The 21,237-nt window shown below is 44.8% G+C and carries 15 protein-coding genes; 5 read left to right on the plus strand and 10 right to left on the minus strand.

Going from position 1 to position 21,237, the window contains the following annotated elements; all coding sequences use genetic code 11:
* Positions 1-74 precede the first annotated feature (74 nt).
* Positions 75-1,886 (plus strand): ABC transporter substrate-binding protein, encoded by a 1,812-nt coding sequence (locus tag BLS69_RS10710; RefSeq protein ID WP_091031303.1) that lies wholly within the window; start codon positions 75-77, stop codon positions 1,884-1,886.
* Positions 1,887-1,930: 44 nt separating this feature from the next.
* Here the strand turns inward: BLS69_RS10710 and BLS69_RS10715 are convergent, their stop codons facing one another.
* Together BLS69_RS10715 and BLS69_RS10720 are read right to left on the minus strand one after the other, a co-directional pair.
* Complete coding sequence (locus BLS69_RS10715) at positions 1,931-3,268, minus strand: FtsW/RodA/SpoVE family cell cycle protein (protein WP_091031305.1); 1,338 nt, start codon at positions 3,266-3,268, stop codon at positions 1,931-1,933.
* The gene (locus tag BLS69_RS10720) at positions 3,265-3,600 is read right to left on the minus strand and encodes a PadR family transcriptional regulator (RefSeq protein ID WP_017688825.1); all 336 of its coding nucleotides are present in this window, start codon (positions 3,598-3,600) and stop codon (positions 3,265-3,267) included. Before BLS69_RS10720 ends, BLS69_RS10715 begins: the two co-directional genes overlap by 4 nt.
* 283 nt (positions 3,601-3,883) lie before the next feature.
* On the opposite strand from BLS69_RS10720, the gene BLS69_RS10725 reads away from it, so the two are divergent.
* From BLS69_RS10725 to BLS69_RS10740, 4 genes are all read left to right on the plus strand, one after another.
* Positions 3,884-4,468 carry a P-loop nucleotide/nucleoside kinase family protein gene (locus BLS69_RS10725; protein WP_091031308.1) on the plus strand — a complete coding sequence of 195 codons (585 nt, stop codon included), beginning with the start codon at positions 3,884-3,886 and terminating at the stop codon, positions 4,466-4,468.
* Between the two features lie 310 nt (positions 4,469-4,778).
* Positions 4,779-6,815 carry a serine hydrolase domain-containing protein gene (locus tag BLS69_RS10730; RefSeq protein WP_176872674.1) on the plus strand — a complete coding sequence of 679 codons (2,037 nt, stop codon included), beginning with the start codon at positions 4,779-4,781 and terminating at the stop codon, positions 6,813-6,815.
* Positions 6,816-6,979: 164 nt separating this feature from the next.
* Positions 6,980-9,283: a sensor histidine kinase gene (locus tag BLS69_RS10735; protein WP_176872675.1), complete on the plus strand. Its 2,304-nt coding sequence runs from the start codon at positions 6,980-6,982 to the stop codon at positions 9,281-9,283.
* Complete coding sequence (locus tag BLS69_RS10740; RefSeq protein WP_091031320.1) at positions 9,280-9,915, plus strand: response regulator; 636 nt, start codon at positions 9,280-9,282, stop codon at positions 9,913-9,915. Before BLS69_RS10735 ends, BLS69_RS10740 begins: the two co-directional genes overlap by 4 nt.
* 133 nt (positions 9,916-10,048) lie before the next feature.
* Here BLS69_RS10740 and BLS69_RS10745 read toward each other — a convergent pair whose 3' ends face one another.
* The 8 genes from BLS69_RS10745 to BLS69_RS10780 form a co-directional block, all read right to left on the minus strand.
* Complete coding sequence (locus BLS69_RS10745) at positions 10,049-11,014, minus strand: sugar phosphate isomerase/epimerase family protein (protein ID WP_091031322.1); 966 nt, start codon at positions 11,012-11,014, stop codon at positions 10,049-10,051.
* Positions 11,015-11,243: 229 nt separating this feature from the next.
* On the minus strand, positions 11,244-12,950 hold the full coding sequence (locus BLS69_RS10750; RefSeq protein ID WP_091031325.1) for a hypothetical protein: 1,707 nt from the start codon (positions 12,948-12,950) through the stop codon (positions 11,244-11,246).
* 243 nt (positions 12,951-13,193) lie between these two features.
* The gene (locus BLS69_RS10755) at positions 13,194-14,066 is read right to left on the minus strand and encodes a carbohydrate ABC transporter permease (RefSeq protein ID WP_062834079.1); all 873 of its coding nucleotides are present in this window, start codon (positions 14,064-14,066) and stop codon (positions 13,194-13,196) included.
* Positions 14,067-14,105: 39 nt separating this feature from the next.
* On the minus strand, positions 14,106-15,008 hold the full coding sequence (locus tag BLS69_RS10760) for an ABC transporter permease (protein WP_062834078.1): 903 nt from the start codon (positions 15,006-15,008) through the stop codon (positions 14,106-14,108).
* Between the two features lie 111 nt (positions 15,009-15,119).
* Complete coding sequence (locus BLS69_RS10765) at positions 15,120-16,721, minus strand: extracellular solute-binding protein (protein WP_091031327.1); 1,602 nt, start codon at positions 16,719-16,721, stop codon at positions 15,120-15,122.
* Between the two features lie 395 nt (positions 16,722-17,116).
* Positions 17,117-17,491 (minus strand): hypothetical protein, encoded by a 375-nt coding sequence (locus BLS69_RS10770; protein ID WP_091031330.1) that lies wholly within the window; start codon positions 17,489-17,491, stop codon positions 17,117-17,119.
* A gap of 236 nt (positions 17,492-17,727) precedes the next feature.
* The gene (locus BLS69_RS10775; RefSeq protein WP_091031333.1) at positions 17,728-19,971 is read right to left on the minus strand and encodes a helix-turn-helix domain-containing protein; all 2,244 of its coding nucleotides are present in this window, start codon (positions 19,969-19,971) and stop codon (positions 17,728-17,730) included.
* Positions 19,972-19,992: 21 nt separating this feature from the next.
* Positions 19,993-21,216 (minus strand): MFS transporter, encoded by a 1,224-nt coding sequence (locus BLS69_RS10780; RefSeq protein ID WP_256332275.1) that lies wholly within the window; start codon positions 21,214-21,216, stop codon positions 19,993-19,995.
* Positions 21,217-21,237: the final 21 nt, after the last annotated feature.

Raw genomic sequence — 21,237 nt, forward strand, 5'->3', positions numbered from 1 at the left:
TAGAAATTAAAATCGACAAAACTTCTTATTTTAGAGGAATACGTCAGAGTTCACCTCCAGGAGGGAATCAACACTTGAAATTACATCAGCAATATCTGCTGTTGCATCGTCATTACGGCCACCAAACAGAACATGAACTTACACTCGCCGATCTCGCTGAGTTGCTAAATTGTACGCACCGCAATACGTTAACGATTGTCAAAAAGATGGTTACCCATGATTGGATTAGTTGGGTTTCCCAGCGTGGCCGGGGTCGGCGTTCTTCACTGACATTGCTTGTTCCGGCTGATCAAATCGCCGCAGAATATATGATGCAGGCCATGAATCGCCGGGAGTTACAGGAAGCTGCCGAGCAGGTGAGCGCATTCTCCAGTTCAACAATCATGCAGGATCATCTAAACCAGTGGTTGCTTGGGTATTCAGGACATCATACGGAAGCCGGCACCAATAATGAGCAAATTGATACGCTTCGGTTGCCCCTGCGCCAACAGCTTCATGCGCTTGATCCGCTGTACATTAATCTATTAGCTGAATCCTTTGTTACCAGCCATGTCTTTGACGGGTTAGTTCAGCGGGGTGAACAGGGAGAGATTCTCCCATGTCTCGCTCATACCTGGGATGTCAGTGAAGACCGAAAAACCTGGATCTTTTATTTGCGGAAAGGTATTACATTTCACGATGGTCAGATGCTGACGGCCCATGATATTGTGCATACGTTTGAACGACTGCAATCCTCAGATCGCCGGACATTGTACCGTGATGTGAGTAAACAGATTCTATCTATTGAAGCGGTTGATCCCTTAACCGTGTGTTTCCAGCTTAAAGATCCTCATGAATTGTTTTTGTCCTTCCTGACAACAAGTCGTGCAGCGATTGTACCCTCACCAGGAACAAACGAACATAAGATGAAGCATTCGAGTGATGAGCATGGGATGCAAAAACCTGTTGGGACGGGACCGTTCAAGGTCACTGCCTGGGATGATCACTTGTGCAGACTTGAAGCCTTTTCATCGTATTTTCAGGGTAGAGCACATATGGACCGGGTAGATATCCTGCAGATTCCGTGGAGTGCCTCGGCAAAAATGGATGATAGCCAAGATATCGAAACTCCGTTCTTTCATCTTGTTCATAATCCGTCTTCGTCTGCGGGTGCAGAATGGACACAGATTAGTGCAGGTGTAATGGTTCATAAATTACTCACGTGTAATACACAAAAAACCGGACCGTTAAACGATCCGGAAGTAAGAGCACACCTTCAGTCATGCCTTGCTGGAATGTATAGAGATGACGGACATGCAGATAACTCTGAGATCGTGGAGACTGATTTTAGTGCGGTGAATGCCGGAATGGTTGACCCGGAAGGGTTTAGAGATATTACTAAACGACTCACTTCGGCTAGTCCCATCTCCCTGCACATTGCAACCATTCCACAATATCGCAGGGATGCTAAAAATCTGGCGTCCATACTGGAGCAGTGCGGTTTCTCTTGTACCGTCCGAACCGCTACGATGGAGCAGTTCAAAGGAAACCTGCGGCTGGAATCTGATCTGATTCTCTTCTCTCTCATTCGGGACAGGGACGAAGAACTGCGAAGGTATGATCTTTACTCTACGTTATCTGAGCATCTGGAAGATTCTGCTCGTATAACGATCCATGAGATCTTGCAAACCATCGTCGCCTCTCCCACCGCAGTAGATCGAACTTCTGAATTAGACCGCATTGAACAATTCTTGGTAAGCCAGAACCTACTGTTCCATTTATCTGAAAAACCGGTAGAGACGGCTTATCTGCCTTCGGTACGTGGTCTATCTTTCAACAGCCAGGGCTGGGTGAACCTGCGTCATATCTGGTTTCCTTCTGACGCACGAGCACATCAGTCTGGTTAAACATCGTATTATATGACTTATACCATCCGATCACGTATCTTTTTTTATTTTGACATGGTCGTGATCAGCTCTCCCTGTTTGCTTCTCAATGAAATAGTATCTTTACGTCGATATACTCCAAGCAGTAAACCCACCATGGCGTATTCTAAGATCACATGAGAACCAAATCCAATAAAAGGGAAAGTAACGCTGACAATCGGAACCTTTCCGGTAGTCATCGCCAGCGAGTAAAGCATTTGCAATGCAAACATCATTGTAATACTAAACACGATCATACGACCAAATTCATCGAGTACACGAGGTAGCATTTTCAGCATACTAGTAAGAAACCATACGATTCCAAGCAACAGCATTATGCCTGCTAACCAACCAAATACATCAATAAGCATTACACCGGGATAGTCCATATAAAATCCTGTAAAGTGGTCCAAAGACGTGTCAGAACCGTTTCCCCACCATCCGGCAGAATGAAGAATATTCATAATTGATTGGTTATAGCTGCCATGTCCTAGCGGGTCATTTTGGAGATCCAACACAACAGAGAGTCTCTCAAACCGCCTGTATTCACCATTCAAAAACAACTGTATCATAGTGACACTTCCCGTAATTGCAGCACCCACGAACGTACAAAACCATTTTCGTGTAATCCAGGCAAACAAGATAATAGTTGCCGTTCCGAATGGAAACAATCGTACCCAATCTGAAGCCTGAAACAGGCTAAAAGACGGCAAAGCCACAAGAAGAATATACGTTGAGACAGATTGTACATCGCACTTAGTACGCAGCTTATCCATCATAATCGCACCTATGGCAAGGGGCAATACCCACATGGATATCGTCGTAAGATCAATTGTTAACCCAAATATGCTCCAGAACCGTTGTACACCATAATCAAACGGTGATACCAGGGGATTAATCCACAACATCCCACTTAACAAAATATAGATCCACCAGGCAGATTTTTTCCATTTTTGATAATCAAAATACATCAAAAACACCATCAGCACTAAACCAACAATAGTGTAGAGCAAATGACTTTTATACAAAAACTGAAACTTTTCAACTGAGATATTTGTCGTATAAATCCATGTCAGCAGCAGGCTAATGATTAGCAAACTGGCAAGTCCCGTTAGCAACCCCCAATGCATTCGATGCCGATGCAATCGGTGCATACTCTTGCCTACGACAGCTGGATCACCCATCTGTTCAATGGCATATGCAATTGCTTCTTCCTCTGTATAACCTTCTTGTTCTTTATTCAGAATCATCTCTTCCATGTGGTTTCCCAACTCATCACGCAGGTCGTTATGTACTTCGCGAGCTTTAACCTGAACACACATGTGATCAAGATAATGCTGAATCCGCTCATCTCGATTTGTCATGTCAGGCCTCCTTCCCCAAGCACCCGATCCACAGCTCTACGGAACAAATTCCACTCTGCTTTTTTACTTTGTAAGGCCTCCATCCCCTTGTCACGAATTGAATAATATTTCCGTTTACGGCCTTCAACCTCCATCCAGTACGACTCTACCCATCCTTCAATCTCCATGGCATGCAAAATAGGATATAACGTGCCCTCTTTCAGATTAAACACACCCTCGGATTGACGATGTAATTCCTTAATTAATTCATATCCGTACAACGGTCGTTCCTGAAGTAGGGTCAGAATCAATGTTTCGGTACTGCCTTTAATCATTTGTTTGTTAACCTGCAACGCGCTCACTCCTTCCTTTTCAATTCATTTAGCAAGAGTTTTAGATTTCGAAAAATACACTTTTAAAGCTCTTCTTTTCATATACATTGGAAACCTATGCATAGAACAACTAGGTATGATATTACCTTATCCTTCCTTTTCTGTCTAGCCAACAAGCTTCTTTATTTATGTTAAAATAAACAAGTCCTTTCATTCACGAACTCTAATGATGAATCTATATACTCATGTATTTTTCAATTACATATCCTATTTTTTGAATCTAATTAAAGGAGACATTACATTCATGAGCAAACTAATTTTCTTTCTCGGCGGGGCCGGAAGTGGCAAGACCACCCTTGCTAAAGCCCTTTCCCGTAAACATAAAGCGGCTTTCTTTGATATGGATATATTGCTTCGTCCTGCAGCTGAGGCGATCATGACCCTTCAGGGACTTGATCCCTCCGACCGAGATTCACCTGAATACAAAAGGTTATGCCGTGATCTTGGGTACCGCATTACGATGGATGCTGCTCTGGATAACGTTCAGTTGGGTATCGATAGTATCGTTGTGGGGCCATTTACCAAGGAAATCGGTACCCCTGACTGGATCGAGCAGGAACTCGCACGGATTGGACGTTCTCTGAAAGATACGGATGTGCGGGTTGCCTATATTTATCTTGAGAATGAAGCGTTGTATCACAAACGGATCTCAGCAAGACAATCCCCATTAGATGAATGGAAGTTAGCGAACTGGGATGCCTTCAGAGCTTCTCTCGTCCGAAAAGAAATAGCTTGGCCGCTCCCTTCTGCATCCATCGCTTATATTGATAATTCCAGTGATGATCCTGCGATTGCCTATGCTGAACTTGAACGACGGATGTACGAGTAGTTTTATAAAATCTACTTCCCAATTCCTTTGCACGATGTCGCTTGGCATGGAAAATAAAAAGACGAAACAAAAAGAGGTATTTGTCGAGATCCCCGTTGGGTCCATCATGACAAATACCTCTTTTCATATATTCAAGATCATTCAAAACTTACTCTTCATCCTCAACAATTGCGGAATCACGCAAAAAGGTTTGCGGTAGTCCTGCCGTAATAAGTGCGTACTACGGAATCGCCATTACATTCGAACTGATAGATTATAGATGTACTTAAATGTAAGAGAGCCAACATCTCTCAACTCAAAGGAGAATTTCATGAAATCTCACGTAGCAACATGTCCAACTCAACAACAACACAGCTACAAATCAAATCCTAATTGGAAACGTGCCGTAGCTAACATCCTCTTGGTTGCATCTCTGAGTTTCACCACAATAACCAGTGTATCGGCAGAGAGCAGTCTCCCTCTTCCTCAGGTAAGCCCTCAGGAAACTGAATCGTTCATCAATCAATTCTTTGCCCAACCTGAAGTGAAGTCTGCTCTGAAAGGTGCGGTAGTCACCGTTGTTCACGATCAACAGATTGTGTTGAATAAAGGATATGGTTATGCCAATGTGGCAAAACAACTCCCAGTCGACGCCGACTCCACTCTATTCCGTGTGGCCTCCATCTCCAAAACGCTGACAGCAACTGCCATTATGCAATTGGCAGAGCAAGGTAACGTAAAGCTTGATCAGGATATCAGCGCATACACAGACGCTTTGCATCTGACCAACCATACCGGAACAGCGTTAACATTGGAACATCTGATGACCCACACCAGCGGGTTTGATTTCACAGATGCAGCAGCTTCCGACAGAGAACTGGAAAGTTCTTATCCGCTTGAGCAATTCATCCAAGACAACAAACCGTCCGTTGTTCGCAATCCAGGAGAAGTTTTCCGTTACGACAACTACGGCTATGCACTCTTGGGCTACATCGTTCAGAAACAGTCCAAACTTCCGTTTGAGACTTATGTACAACAGCATATATTCAACCCTCTTGATATGTCGGATAGCCATTTCACACTAAGCAAAGACACGCTGAGTAAACTCGCAACTCCTTATGGCGCTGAAGGACAGGAACTTCCGCAATATCCCAATGTACCGGACAGCTCCCCTGAGGGCGGATTAATTACGACTGGACGGGATATGGCTCACTTTATGCTTGCTCAGCTCAATCAAGGTTCGTACCAGGGTGCACGTATACTAGAACCGTCATCCGTCCAAGCGATGCAAACGTTGGATGTCTCCATACACCAGGATATACCTGGCACAGGTTACGGATTCGAATCCACCTATTCGCAGTATAATCATGGACGGAAAGTCGTGAGTAAAGCAGGCGATCTTGACGGATTCCACTCGAATCTGTGGCTGTTACCTAACGAGAAGACTGGACTATTTATCGTCTCCAACAGTGATGGCCCAGATGTGCGAGAAGCGCTTTTTCAAGCATTTATGGATCATTTTTATCCAAACAACGAGACGCATTATAGTGATTATAGCGTACCCAAGTCTTCACTCCGTACCTATGAGGGACTATATCGGGATATCCGCTTGCCCGCATGGTTGTATGATATTTCAGCAACAGAGACAGGTCTTCAGGTTATAGATGCTTATGGCACTCACACCTTAACCCCCGTTAAGGACATGTTGTTCATGGATGAGGACGGCAAGCTTGCTGGTTTCAAAAAAAATCAGTTAGGTGAAATCACGTATTTCTATTACAACAAGTCAGATAGCTGGTCCGAGAAATTGCCAGAAACCAGACCTTATGAAGATGTGCCAGAAGACCATCCCTATGCTCCGTACATCTATCGCTTAACACAGATTGGCCTGTATCCACAGGATCAATCTCTATTTGAACCAGAGAAGCCTGTTAGTCGTGGGGAGTTTGTAGCACAGGTTGTGGGCATAAGCGGAATGTCCATTTCAGCTCAATCACCAAAATTTAAAGATACCCAATCAAGTCCCTATGCCGCCTACATTCAAACAGCGCTTGAACTGGGTATTGTACAAGGTAATACCCGTGGATTGTTCCATCCTGACCAAGCCATAACAAGGCAAGAGGCCGCGGTGATCATATCAAGAACGGCACAACAACTACTTGGCTCACCTGCCGTAACTGCCGATCTCATCGGTTCACAGGATCGTTGGGCTGAAGAAGGTGTTCAGTTTGTGGTTGCTCTAGGTCTCTACGGTCCTGAAGTATCCGTATCCAGCACCGGTGCTGTGGATTATAGATCGAAGCAGCCTATGCTTAGGCAGGAATCATCAGTTTTGATGTACAAAATGTTAGGCACTCTGCTACATTAACATAGAGTGATGCTCGGCAAGCCATGTCATTGCTACATGGCTTGTTTTTCCACTTCATTTTACCAATGATGCATTTTATAAGAACGGATGATTTTACCATGCGACTGAGACTCTCATTACATAGATTCATGAAAACTAAATTTAATTTCGTGTGGTTTGTAACGATGTTGTGCTTTATACTGACTGCCACGTATATCCATATCTCTTCATTTATGAATCCTTATATCGGACTTTCGTTAACGCCAAATGCCTCCAATTCTTGGGCAGTACATGATGTAGATCCGCAAGGGTTAGCTTATACATCCGGAATAAGATCGGGTGACACCATTATCTCGCTGGAACCCAAAAGAGAAGTCCAGTTACTCCATCAAAAAGGTGTATTCTTAGTGACTGAAGCCTACACCATCGGCGTTGAGACTTCTCGCGGTCAGGCATCCGAACATACAATGAAGCCTGGACCACGTGAATGGTTCAACATCGGCTTCTCATCCATTGTAGAATTATTGCTGTTGCTGACCGGAACCTATGCCTTGTTTAGCCAACCCGGTTCACGAGTGATGCGTCTGTTCTACCTCCTTAACCTGTCCATGGCCATATGTATACTGACGATATACACATCCCAGTTGCCTTTATCCAATTATATTCTAGCCTTTTGTGCGGCATGGTTACCTTATTGTCTAACTGCTTTTTATGTGTCTTTTGTATTCCGTACCCGCCTGCATCGTTTCCGGTGGTTACTATTTATCAGCAGAGGTATTGCAGTTGCTTATTCTGCAGGCCTAGTATTTTTGTACATCAAGCAGTGGATGATGACCGATGTTCAGTTCAATCAAGGCATTACTACCGTCAGTACTCCTGTTGCACCGTCTGGTCCAACCAATCTGCTTAACTTTATTCTTTGTGCAACCCTTCTGATCTTAATCTGGATGACATGGGTTAATCGTAAAAGCTACAATCGCAAGGAGCAGAACCTGCTATTGCTCATGTTAACAGGAATTATTGTCAGCCTGATTCCCTTCATCATCTGTTTTGCTATTCCAACCCTGCTTCAAGGTGAACCATTATTGCCTGTAGAGTACACATTAATTGGATTTCTGCCTTTATCATGGATGTTCACTTATGTACTTGTACAACGGAGTATGCTTGACCTCAAACTGGTTATGCCAAGATTGATGATTCATGGACTATATGTTTTGATCGTATTTTTACTGTTTCTGGCTGCTTCTCACCTGCATTTGTTCATTCATACCAGCTTGTTGTTTGTCTCGTTTTTAATGATCACTTGGGTGTATCAGTACATGCTCACCCGCTCACGTAAGAAAAACAAACTTAACAAAGACTGGTTGGAACACCAACAACTGCGGTTGACTGTGCGAATGGCTGAGCAGCAAAACATGCGGGACATGATTCACGTGTTTGCCGAGATGTTCCACAAGATGCTCGATATTGAAGGTGTGATTGTCATATGGATTGATGATAAGCACAGATATTCTCAGGAAGGTACAGGGATTTTTACTTCCATTCAGAATATCGATAATGAGGCGTTGGATATTGAAGTTGTACGACAGAAATATGATTTGGCACAGGTTTGGGAGCTGTCAGGTGAACCCACTACGAAGACGATAGGATTTCTGGGCATTGGTCACAAAGAAAATCGCACCCTTTTTTCAGCGGAAGAACAGGATATCATTGATAAAGGCAGGCTGGAAGCAATTCGAATGCTCGTCAATGGCAAACTCTTATCCGATCTGCAGAAGCGATATGAATACCGTGTAGACCAGACAGCTTTTCATGAACACCAGATACGCCGTCATCGGCAGTTCAATGATATTATGATGGAAGCCCAACAGGCAGAGCGTATGAAAACCTCTTATTTCCTTCATGACCAACTGCTACAAAACCTGATTTTCCTGTCTCGTGATTTGGAGGAATTACACGATACCGGAGAGACGCATAAGGATCAAACGGCTGTTTGGCTGGAGTGCCTGTATGCTTCCCAGAGAGATATACGCCAATTGTGTGATGATCTCTACCCTCATATTATGGATCGAAGTGATCTTGAGGAAGCGTTGCAATGGCTCATCCGTACACTTCAAATACAAAGTGGCATCAGAATGGAACTACACTACAACGTCATCTCTGAAGAGTTAAAGCACGAACCTCTGAAGTCCACCGTCTTTCGGACGATCCGCGAACTTATCATGAATGTGATGAAGCACGCACAGGCGTCGTTCTGCTCTATTCAGGTACATACAAGGGATAATGACTTGATTCTCCAAGTAGAGGATGACGGCTTGGGGTTTAATGTTCATACCACATTTGATACTGCAACCGGGCACTTCGGTTTGATATCCATACAAAGCAGCATTCAGCATCTCGGTGGAGAATTCACCATACATTCCAGCCTTGGCAAAGGAACCTCAATCAACATCCGTTTGCCTTTAACCAAAGGAGCAACTGAACAATGAGCGAACCCATTACAGTCGTACTGCTTGATGATCACCCCCTGGTCATGGAAGGTCTCAACAACCGCTTAAACCGCGAACCCGGTATACAGGTACTGAAAACATTCAGCGATCCATTGCTTTTTTTATCCGAAGTAGAGGCGTTGCGACCAGATGTTGTTGTGATGGATATCCGCATGCCCCAGCTTGACGGGTTCGAGGTAGCGAGAAGATTGAAAGATCAATACGGGTTATCCGTCAAAATTATATTGTTATCCGGATACAACTATCACGAATTCCAGTTAAAAGCTTATGATCTGGGCGTCCATGCCTACTTGTCGAAACAAGCAACGTATGGACAGATTATCAACGCCATTCACCAAAGTATGTTGGGTCATGTTCTTATTCCTGAGACCATGTTATCCTCTAATCTGGAGGAATCACTCACGGCAACAGAACGCGAAGTGCTTAACCGTATTGCACTGGAGATGACCAACAAGGAGATTGCACTGGATCTGGCGATCAGTCAACGTACAGTGGAGTATCATATAACCTCTATTACACAGAAATTTGGTGTGAAATCCAGAATCGGGGCTGTAGTCAAAGGCTATCAGGCAGGTATTCTAGGTGACCTAACACTCCCTGAGAAACGGTAAAAGCATGCACACTTAAAAGAACAACAAAAGAGCGCTAGAACACCCTGTAATGCAACCTTAGGTTTGTTCTGAAGCGCTCTATCTGTTGGTTTACTTTCCTATAAGGTGCATTCATGCTTGATGCGTGTGCTCCCTATCCGCGCTGACGCGCCGCATGACGTTCAGCAATACGAGCCGTGATTATTCCATGACTCTCATTGATTTCGTCCGGTGTACACGCGGCTTTTAATTCATATACTTTCACCGGAGAACGGTCGATAATATCCAAAAACGAATCAAAAAATGTCATGTCTTTACTATGGATGTATGGACACCAATGATCTGCCAACCCTACGGTTTCATGAATATGCACGCCAACCACGTGATCAATCAACGCGTTAGCCTCACGTACATTATCGTACAGCCCCATTCGATCCATCATCATACCATGACCAATATCGTACCAAAGACCAAGCGGCGCGCCCTTCATTTGTCCAATAATCGTTCCTGCTTCGTGCAAAGTCGGCATCTGATAACAGCGTGAACGGGTCTCAATACCGAAATTCACCCCGTATCCTCGCTGCTCAGACAAGTTACATACCTCTTCCAGACTCTCCTGAATCCGGCTCAGGTAATGTGCGCTGCCATCTTCCCGCTTCTCCAGCATCTCTTGCCATAAAGATTGATATGCCGTTGAATCCGGTCCTTGATCGTGGTATATCTTTTTCAACGCTTCATCTATATTGTATTCGAACGGGACCTCACCAGGATGTACAACAACAGCCTTGGCCCCATAACGATGTGCGTACTCTGCTGAGCGAAGTAACAGCTCAATCGCCCGTTTGCGGCGCGGTTCATCATCGAACCCGAGCAGGACGGAATCCGTCCCGTAATCCGGATCAGGCACATGCGGAAATGTATTATGCACACTGGATACACCGATCTCTCCCCGTTCAATCATCGGTTCTATCGTCTTCAGCAACTCTTCCGTAACGTTATAGTTCAGCTCCACCTGTCTGAATCCAAGAGACTTGATCTCTTCAATCATGCCTTGTCCGGTCGTATGACGTTTGATGTTCCAACATGTTGAGAACGAATATTCCTGTTTGTCTGTATACATGATTGGTCCTCCTGTCTCTCATTCTATCTCCCATTCATATTCCATTTATCTCTATCTATATAAGTTGAACCAATAAACTTTACACTAGATCACTCCAATTGCAGTACCATCTTCCGATGCAGCTTTCTTGCAGAAAGCTTTCAGGCGAACGCTCCGCTTCTTCAGATCCGTTCTGCACTCTTCGTTCTCGTGTAAATGTTCAGTTCATCTTATATACCTATTTATTCCTCTATCCGTTGTCTTCACGGAGAGTCAATTCAAATCTCATCTTGTTTGCCGTCTTCCCAGCCACATAACGATAGATGATCTCCACATGATTCACGTACATTAACACGGATGGTTCAGGTGCTTCAGCCTTCATGGTACACGTAAGTCCCGGGAACTGCCATAACACTGGTGTAATATCCTGCTGACGAAGGGATGGCCCTCTGATTTCAAAATAAACGTCGATTTCTTCCTCTGTATCCAATTCCACATCAATCGTTAACGAATCTGGCGTGAGATCCGCATCGAACGTTACTCCACGCAGATGACTGTTCCAACCCTCGCCTACCTCACGGCGGATCAAGCGAAGATAATAACGCTCACCCGTCTCTGTCTGCCAGTGGATCGTGGCTGGATGCATTTGGCCGTTGGTATTCACACTTCCCGACATGGCCCCGATCATCCGATCCTCACCGATCCAAGCTTTGGCTGTACACAGATTCCGATTGGACGTTGGATCATTGCGCTCACACAGCTCCATGAACTGTTTCTGCACAAGCCGATCTTTTTGATGAGCCTTGAAAAACGGTACGGCTTCTGCGGGCACATCGACCCCAAGGAGCGCAATCAGCGGATCATGACCTGACTCACAGTTGATTCCTGTTAGATACTCATACCCTTCACCAAGCAAAAGATAGATAAATACACCGATTGAACTATGCTCTCGCATCTCCATGTCGTACGCCCGAGAGAACGGGCCGGAGAGATTCTCCAGATTGGCATTGTAGTATAGCGCAATGTTATTCCACAGCCCGTGTTCGATCCGATGTCCAATATCAACCAAACGTTCGGTGAGTCCATACTTTCGATACATGCCAAGCACGGACAGATCCACTCCATAATAGGTTGTCGTATTAAACTCGGCGAATGTACCGTCGTATTGTTCAAACTCCTTCATCAACCCTTCTGCCTGTTCATCCGAATGCTGAATCCATTCTGTCCGGTTCAAGCGGTGACCATAGTAGTGGGTGATGAAAATGTGCATCAACTCAATATTCGTATTCATGGGGATTACATCGGATAACCTGCGTTCTATTGACCCTTGTACAGCCAAATCCATCGCATGGTCCATCCGTTTCATGAGTGTCTCCGGCATAAGTTCGGCGAATTCGGCAGTTACGACCACACAGACACAAGCGATAAACTCGCGCCAGTTGGGATCATAACTGATCCAGACCGGTGGCAGAACTTGATTCACCGCTGAATGAAACAGGTGCTTCAGTTGTTTGGGATCTGCGGCCTCTGTGAGCAGAGAGCCATCTTCCTGTAGTTTATGGATAAACTGCGCAGACACCTTCTCAAAGGTGCGTTCCAGGAAATAGGCCGTGCCTGGCGCAAAAGATTTCCAAGCATAGTGACCCGCTGGTGGATGCACATCAGTTGGTCGGGTCGCGAAGGTTCCGTGATAGATCTCATCCGGAGCGTCATATTGAACATCGAACACCTTGTGGAACACCTGTATCGCGCGTTCCACATCACCAGGCTCATTTCGAATCAACAACCCAAGCGCATAATGCGCGCTGGCTCGTGTGCTGTGCTGCGATGAATCCTCTTCTTCAAAACTCCGAAGCAGATCCAATTCCTTGTCATAGAAGCTATCCATCATCAACATGGACTGATTCACAAGATACTGCTGCTCTTTTGACATCTTTTCTACCATTCGTTGTGTCATGTCATGCGCCCTCCCGAGACTATAGGTGCGTGTTCAAAAAGATCAGTTTTCAGTACCAAGAAGATGGAATTAAGCTAGAAATGGAGTAGCGGAGCGTAGGACAACTACGTGAGCAACTACAATGTTTCTGAAGGAAACATACTTCGTAAGCATCAACCTATTTCGGCTAAATTTCATATTCGATGCTGATGATGCCACTAGGCATCATTCGTAATCAAAAGTGAACTTTTTGAACAACCTCTATTAACCTTTTACAGCACCTACCATTACGCCACTGATAAAGTACCGCTGCAACCACGGATACACAAGCAAGATCGGTAAGGTTGAGAAAATAACGCTGGCTGCTTTCAGACTCTCAGGCAGGACTTGAACGGCACCAATGCCTTCGTTCTGCATCAGTTCTGTAATCTGGTTTTGCTGAATCATCTGATACAATTTCAATTGCAAAGGGTATAGTTCAGGCTTGGTGATATACATCAGTGCATCCTGGAAACCATTCCACCGTCCTACGGCGTAGAACAGGCTCAGTGTTGCCATAACCGGAAGGGATAGCGGCAAAATAATACGCATAAGTGTTCCGAAGTGGCTGCTTCCATCAATGCCCGCCGCTTCTTCGAGACTTTCGGGAATCCCTCGGAAGAAGGTGATGAGGATAATCATATAGAATGGACTAATCAATCCAGGCAGAATAAGTCCCCATGTGCTGTCGAGTAGATGCAGATTTTTGATCAGAATGTACTCGGGAATAATGCCCCCACTGAAGAACATCGTCACCACAATGACAAGCATGAACCACTTACGCCCTTTCAGATTACTCTTCGCCAGTGGATAAGCTGCTGCAATGGTCATCGCCATGCTTAACACCGTACTCAGGACGGTCAGCCAGATCGTATAGATCAGGGAACGAATCATCGATCCATCTGCAAATACTTTGGTATACGCCTCAAAGGATAACTCTTTGGGGAAAAAAGAAACTTCTCCTGAACCGATCGCCCGGTTTGAGCTGAGCGAAATCGCAATAATATGAATGAATGGTGCAAGACACAGCACCATCGTAATGATAATAAGAATGACGTTTACCGTGTTGAATATTCGATTCGCCGTGTTTTCAGACATCTCACTCACTCCTTACAGATCATATGTGAATCAAATCCACTACATAATGCTCTCATCGGTCAATTTCTTGGACGTATAGTTTGCTCCGAGTATGAAGACAAGTCCAACTAATGCCTGGAACAAACCTACAGCTGTTGCGAGCGTGACCTGACCGGATTGTAAACCGACACGATAGACAAACGTGCTGAGCACATCCGAGTATTCACGTACAGCCACATTTCCGATAATAAATGGTCGGTCGAACCCGATAGAGATCATGTTGCCGACATTGATGATCAATAAGGTAACAATCGTTGTTTTGATGCCTGGCAAGGAGATGTGCCAGATTCTGCGTAACCGACTTGCTCCATCCACTTCTGCCGCTTCATACAGCTCACGGTTAATCCCTGTCAGAGATGCCAGATACAGAATCGTACCCCAGCCTGCACTCTGCCACACACCTACCGCAAGATACGTAAAGAGCCAATAGTTTTTGTCTGAAAGGAAAGGTAATGGATCAAATCCCATGCTCATTAAGATATTGTTAATGAAACCAGATTGTGTACCGAATACCTGAAGTACGATCCCTCCAATAATGACCCACGAAATAAAGTGAGGAATGTACAGTAAAGTCTGTGCCAACTTTTTGAACCAAGCCTTTTTCAGCTCAAACAATAAGATGGCCAGTATTAGTGGCGCCGGGAAAGAAACCAGTAGATCCAGCATGTTTAGCACTAACGTGTTGCGTAATGCAGTGTAAAACCCCTGATTTTGAAACACTTCTCTGAATGCATCCAAGCCAATCCACTCACTACCAGAGATCCCTTGAAAGAAGTTAAAATCCTTGAACGCAATCTGCACGCCATACATTGGCCCATACTTGAAAATAATGAAGTAGATCATGGGCAGTAGGAGCAACGCATATAGTTGCCAGTTTCTGCGGAAATAGATGCTTGTTTTCATAAACCTTCCCCCCATGTCATTCAGGATTTTTCATCAAGGCGATGTTGCCATCGCCCTAATGAATTCCCTGTTCTTTGTTGTCATACACATTAGATGTGAACTCTACTCTGCTTATTTCATCGCTTTGTAAGCTTCTGTACGTTCATCCAGGATCGCTTGACCACCGCTCGCCATGTAGTCTTTCATCATGCTGTCATACGTGGCTTCAAAATCAGCGGGTTTGGAAATGGTTGTTTTCACGAAGAACTCCATAAACTTGTCTTTCAGGCCGTTACCGTAACGCGCTTCTGCATCAATCGGTTTGGAGAAGCGTACCGGTTGAATCGTGTCCGTGTTGGAAATGGCTACCGACTTGCGCATGTCATCCCGATACTTCGACTCTACCTGTACGACATAAGCCTCTTCATTTTTCTTGTCATCCCCAACGTATTTACCATTAACGATAATGGCAATGTCACCGGAATTATAGATACGACCTGCGATTTCAGGTGAAGCATCATCTTTGATCAGTGGTACACCATCCACGAGCTCATAGTTCTCATTTTCAACACCGAATTGCAGGTCGAACAGGTTGTTGCCCGAAGCCATCCAATCCAGATACTTCATCGCTGCTTCCGCATTTTTGCTCGATTTTGGAATCATGACATACATCGCATTGGGAGCATATGCCGGTTTGGCGAATTTGCCTTCGGAGTTTTTGAATGCATCAATCGGTGTGATCACTGCACCAGGTTTATTGGTTTGCAAGTTTTTGTACGTACCGGAGATGTAAACCTCCCCTGCATCTTCGGTGTAGAATCCAACTTTGCCGTTAGATACATCTTCCCACAGCTTTTTCTTGTCTTTGTCGAGTCCAAAGTCCTTGCTCATTAATCCTTCATTATAAAGTGTGTTCATATATTTCAGAGCGTCCTTGAAACCAGGCAACAACGTTGGATAGTCATTGGAACCCAGTTGCTGCGTTAATGTATATTTTTGTTCTTCCGTTAGCGGTTCAATGAATGACCAGATCAGGGGTTCATATTGAGCCGAGGCAATCGACATCCCCATTGGGATAAGTCCTGTACCGACTTTACCCGGATCTTTTTCCTTAAAGGCTTTCAGTGTTGTATGCAGCTCCTCAGCTGTCTCAGGTGAAGGCAATCCGAGCGCATCCAGCCAGTCCTGACGAACATAGGATGCGTACTTGCCTAGAACAAGACGTTTACCTGGAACCGCAAACTGTTGTCCATCGTATTGACCGTAGGCCAGCGTTTCATCTCCCAGGAACTTCTTCAGGTTAGGACCGCTTTGATTGATCAGATCCGTAAGTTCGGTCAGACCTCCTTGCTCTGCATACCGATTGAATGTTCCCGAATCGTAGGTAAAGACGATATCAGGCACTTCAGAGCCACTCGCCATCAGAACGTTAAGCTTCTGTACTTCCTCCGAGCGTGGTACCGGAACAAATTGAACATCGATGTTGTTTGGATCACCAAACTTCTCTTGAATGAAGCGAGTCAGATAACTGTCCGAAATGGTGTAGCCCGCCGGAGTATTTCCCCGATCGAAGATTTCTACTTTCAAAGTTGTTTTTTCCCCCGAACCCGACGCTCCAGATGAAGATGTTGATTCGCTTCCCGACGAACATGCAGATAATAATAGAGTGAATGCTGTTACCACTGCGAGGATTGAACTTGCCTTGCCTGCCTTACGTCTTTGAAATAATCTCATTTGACCTTTCCCCTTTCGCACACTCTCTGAATGGATTCACATGATTGCCACTCCACTTTGTTCATCCCATTTTGTTGCACCTGTGAATGTCACTAATCATTACATATGAGCTGATATTTAGACAATAAACTATTTTCAAAATGTAAAATTCACGATTTTTAAGTTAAACACCGCGATATATAAACATATTTCCTGACAATATACAATTTTCACGACGCTAATGTTAACTATATTAACATAATATGTTGTGTTAAGGTCGATTTCTCATACCCAATCTGGCATCACCCATCTTGCAATAATCCTTTTTCCATAGAATTTCTCTTCAAAAAATGAAAAAAAGACCACATCTTATGTGATCTCCTTGTTTAACAACACGTGTAGAACGACTCGACGCACTAATTCCTCGGTGGAAGATTAAACTTCACTTGACCAAACAACGTATCGATGGCATTTCCCGCAAATTGATCGATAACATGTTCGTTGTTCGTATCCGTATGTTCCAAAATCAATACATTATACTTCTCATCATAATGCATTCCGCCCAAAATAAATCGTACAGGAATGTTCTGAGCCGCCCCTGCCTTCGAAATGGCCTGAATAAGTTCGGATTCATGCCTTTGTTGACTTGTTGTGTAGGTACCCACAGGTATAGTTATCGTATATGACAAGTTATCTACATGGAATGTAAATGTGTTATTGCTTGCTGTAATGGTAACCCGCCTATTGATATCTACGGATCCCCACACTTGCTGTCCGTATGTATACATCATCTTCAACTTCTTCCCTATGAATTAATGGATTGTCATAATGCTAGTATAGGTCATTCGTAAAATTCCTTAACGCACCAGCTTAATGGGCCTAAGATGTTGTATTCAACATCCAAAAAATCCCCTGCAAAGGACGATAAGGTACGGACCTTATTCCTTCATACAGGAGATTTCATAGATATCTCTAGGATTAATTGGATTTCACCCATTACCGGGATGCTCTAACACGACCCATATCGTTATTGATCCCCTTGTTTTCCACTCTGCTTGCGGTAGTCGCCTGGTGTCACGCCCATAATCCGTTTAAATACTCTGCCAAAGGAGATGGCATTGGCATAACCCACTTGCAGAGCAATATCCTGAACAGCCATATCGGATGCAGACAACAGACGACAGGCCTTTTCGACCCTCAGTTTCACCAGAAAATCAACAAACTTCATCTCAAACTCTTCCTTGAACAAATAACTTGCATATTTGCCCGAGATTTGGAACCGATCACTCAGATGTTTCAGCGACAGATCCGGATCATCAAAATGCTCTTCAATATAAATCCGCAGCTCATTGATCATCGCACGATGACTTTTCGTTTCATTTACAGATACATAATTGCGATAAACCTCTTTAAGCCACTCTTGCAAAATCTCTTGAATTCCCTCCAGTGTATCCACCTGCTGGATATCACTGCGAAGACGAGTCAGGATTTCCTCGGCAAATTGGCTTTGCAACCGCTCAGACAGCTCCCCGAATTCACGGGACAACATCTGGATTAACGCCTGCAGCAACATGCGAATATCGTTATCTGTAATCTGATCTTCGCTGAACGCAACAAACATCTGGTCCAGCTGCGTCCGCCAACCATCACCGGTTAGTCTGAATTCACGGACAAAGTCTGCGAGCATCTGCAAATACTTGTACGATTGCAGCTCAATACGATCGGGCAGTTGCTCACTGAGAACGATGGCATCTTTACCCAGGGTAAGTCTATGCTGCAAACCCGCGTCTGCACTCGCATAGGAACGAGTAATCTCCTCCCAGCCCGATACGGTTCGTCCAATCCCGAACGTAAACCGGAGGCGGAAGTTTTCCGCAATCCACATATGCATCTGCTTAGCCAGATCCATAAGCAATTCACGGTCCAGTCCTTCCTGCTCATCCGACGCAATCACCACAATAAGCCTGCGGTTCCCAAACCATTCAGCCCAACCGCCGAACTGGGTCTCATTCTGCACAAGTTCTTCCACTACGTTCATGAGCGCAATCTTCAGAATATTCTGATTGGTCGAGAGATCGTCACCATTCATCTCCGCAATGAGGACAGCAACACTCTTCGGTTCCATGAATCGTTCCTCTAGTGGTTGCAGATGGCGAAGTCGCTGACGGAACGAATCCATTCGCTCTCCTTCCATCAGGTCAACAAGCAACTGTCTGCGATGAATCAGCAAGTTTTCATGATGTTGTTTCTCATAGTCAACCGTCTGAGCAATCAGATGTTCCAGCGCACGGTCGATGAGTGCCAGTTCATCCTTGACGGATGGTGCTGCTTCATCCTCCTCAGCACGTGGCTGTAACGCCTGAATTCGATTCATGATGAGCTGGATGGGCCGCGTATTTCTGCGCGTAATGTAGATTAGTCCCGCCACTGCACCAACAATCGTTAATAATCCAATACCGATCCACACATAAGAGACAAGTGATACCCATGAATACAGCTGTCCGGATTGAATGCCGCTCTCAAAGACCAGACCAAGCTTGTCCGCAGTCACACGATTAAGGATTTCACCTGCAGAAGGGTCCATTTGATGCGCGGTATAGATCAGATTGTCGCTCTTGTCCCGAACCTGAAGAACAGATAACTTTTCATTGGTCATGTTATCAATCTGCCGTTCTACTGCATACATGCGGATGGTAATGACGAGCAGTCCTTCCCCGCCCCACGGCAAAGGAAGCCACTTATTCATGCTAATCACCTGTGAAGGTACGTCGAAGGAACGTTCCTTATAATCACGTGGCAAGTTCCAACCGAGATTCTCCCGATCTTTCAAAGCTTGCTCAATATAGGCGCGATCTTCAAAATCTTCCAAACGCATCATGCCTCTGGGCGTAAGAATCTGGGAATCGGACATGCGATAGAGATAAATGGATTGAATCATATCCTGCTGATCCAGCATACGTCCCAGCCCACTTGCTGCATCATAGATGAATTGACTCGATAATTGTCCCTGTTCAGCTTCCAGAAAGCGACTATATGTTTTGTTCGCACCAATGTCTTCAAGCAAGCGAAGTTCAATGTCACTTAGCGATCGCTCCAGTGTATCCACGATATAGCGGGTGGAGATCATGTCGGCTTTTTGTGTTTCGTTACGTGAGAGTTCGTTGACAATCAGGAAGGAGAGAAAGATCAGAATGGAAATCGTAAGCAGAAAAATAGGAAAATACGAATACATCAACTTGGTGTGCCAATTCCGCTTCAGATTTACTTTCATAGGCTCCAACTCCTTCCATCTCTATTCTAATGAGTATGCTCTTCTCTGTTCTTTGGCCTGCCTGCTGACGATATACAGAATCACTGATCCTAGTGCCGCACTGATCGTGCAAGCCAGATACATCAGTGATGGACCGCCGGAATCGAGTAAATATCCGTTAAGCATATTACCAACAATTCCGCCCAGACCAGCAAACACCATGTTAAATAAACTTTGTCCTGTGGCTTGCATCTCCCGTCCCGTAACGGAAGCCACATATTCCACTGCTGCAATATAGAAGAATCCGAAGGATAACCCATGCAGCACCTGAACGCCAATCATGACCTCAGGTGTCGGCCATAGCCATTGTATCCCCCAACGTAACATATACGCCCCCGCTGCAAGCAGCATCGTCCGTTCATGTCCCCATTTTCGGAGTATGAATGCCGCTGCCAACATGGATGGAACATTAGTAATTGACGCCAGCAACAGTGCTGTACCCGTCATGGTCACAGAACCGCCAGCCATTTGAAATGAAATAACAAAAAAGGAGTTAAACGCAGTGAGCGTTTGGTTAACCAGGAAACAGCCTGTTAGAAATAGAAGGAATGTCCGATTTCGGAGCAATCTTGCCAAACCTACGGAGAAGGTTACCGAGGACGAGGATATGCTCGTCTGCCGGGGAAGTGTACTTGCCAGTATGGTGCTCAGAACGTTAAACAGGAGAAATGGCAGCCATAACATGTGAATGGAAAACTGGGAGAGATACATCCCTGCGGCAAATCCACCAACTCCCGTTCCTATGCTGCCGAAGAGTCGGATCATGCCATATGAGGTATTGGCTGCTCTCGCGGCGGTAACCGCATAAGAGTCAGCCACGGGTATTTGAGTCACTTGGAATATAGTGCATAAAGTATAAATCAATATTAATATAATGTACACTTGAATATTGTAGAAGTACGCTAACGATGCAGGAACAAGCAGGCTTATGACCAGTACGAACCGTGTCTTTTTAAACTTATCTACCAGAATTCCCCATATAGGTTGAAGAATAATAGATACAAGTGTGCCAAACGCCATGATAAATCCGGTTTCTTTACTGGAAAACCCTTGTGCTACCAATATGGGATTAATGTACGGGTTAAACATCCCCCCGGCAAGCCCCATAAACAGATATAGGCCCTGCAATTGGAGTAAAACACGTTTTGCATCATTGGAATTGGCTTTTGTTTTCTCTGTGTAAGCCTTCATATGTCTACTTCTCATCCGGATCTCCATCCTTTATTT

Origin of the sequence: Paenibacillus sp. CF095 (assembly GCF_900101225.1) — a bacterium.
In the GTDB taxonomy this organism is placed as follows: domain Bacteria; phylum Bacillota; class Bacilli; order Paenibacillales; family Paenibacillaceae; genus Paenibacillus.

Coding starts and splice junctions, on each gene's coding strand:
- BLS69_RS10715 (WP_091031305.1), bottom strand. CDS start 3,268: ATGACAAATCGAGATGAGCGGATTCAGCATTATCTTGATCACATGTGT.
- BLS69_RS10725 (WP_091031308.1), top strand. CDS start 3,884: ATGAGCAAACTAATTTTCTTTCTCGGCGGGGCCGGAAGTGGCAAGACC.
- BLS69_RS10730 (WP_176872674.1), top strand. CDS start 4,779: ATGAAATCTCACGTAGCAACATGTCCAACTCAACAACAACACAGCTAC.
- BLS69_RS10735 (WP_176872675.1), top strand. CDS start 6,980: ATGTTGTGCTTTATACTGACTGCCACGTATATCCATATCTCTTCATTT.
- BLS69_RS10740 (WP_091031320.1), top strand. CDS start 9,280: ATGAGCGAACCCATTACAGTCGTACTGCTTGATGATCACCCCCTGGTC.
- BLS69_RS10745 (WP_091031322.1), bottom strand. CDS start 11,014: ATGTATACAGACAAACAGGAATATTCGTTCTCAACATGTTGGAACATC.
- BLS69_RS10750 (WP_091031325.1), bottom strand. CDS start 12,950: ATGACACAACGAATGGTAGAAAAGATGTCAAAAGAGCAGCAGTATCTT.
- BLS69_RS10755 (WP_062834079.1), bottom strand. CDS start 14,066: ATGTCTGAAAACACGGCGAATCGAATATTCAACACGGTAAACGTCATT.
- BLS69_RS10760 (WP_062834078.1), bottom strand. CDS start 15,008: ATGAAAACAAGCATCTATTTCCGCAGAAACTGGCAACTATATGCGTTG.
- BLS69_RS10765 (WP_091031327.1), bottom strand. CDS start 16,721: ATGAGATTATTTCAAAGACGTAAGGCAGGCAAGGCAAGTTCAATCCTC.
- BLS69_RS10770 (WP_091031330.1), bottom strand. CDS start 17,491: ATGATGTATACATACGGACAGCAAGTGTGGGGATCCGTAGATATCAAT.
- BLS69_RS10775 (WP_091031333.1), bottom strand. CDS start 19,971: ATGAAAGTAAATCTGAAGCGGAATTGGCACACCAAGTTGATGTATTCG.
- BLS69_RS10780 (WP_256332275.1), bottom strand. CDS start 21,216: ATGAGAAGTAGACATATGAAGGCTTACACAGAGAAAACAAAAGCCAAT.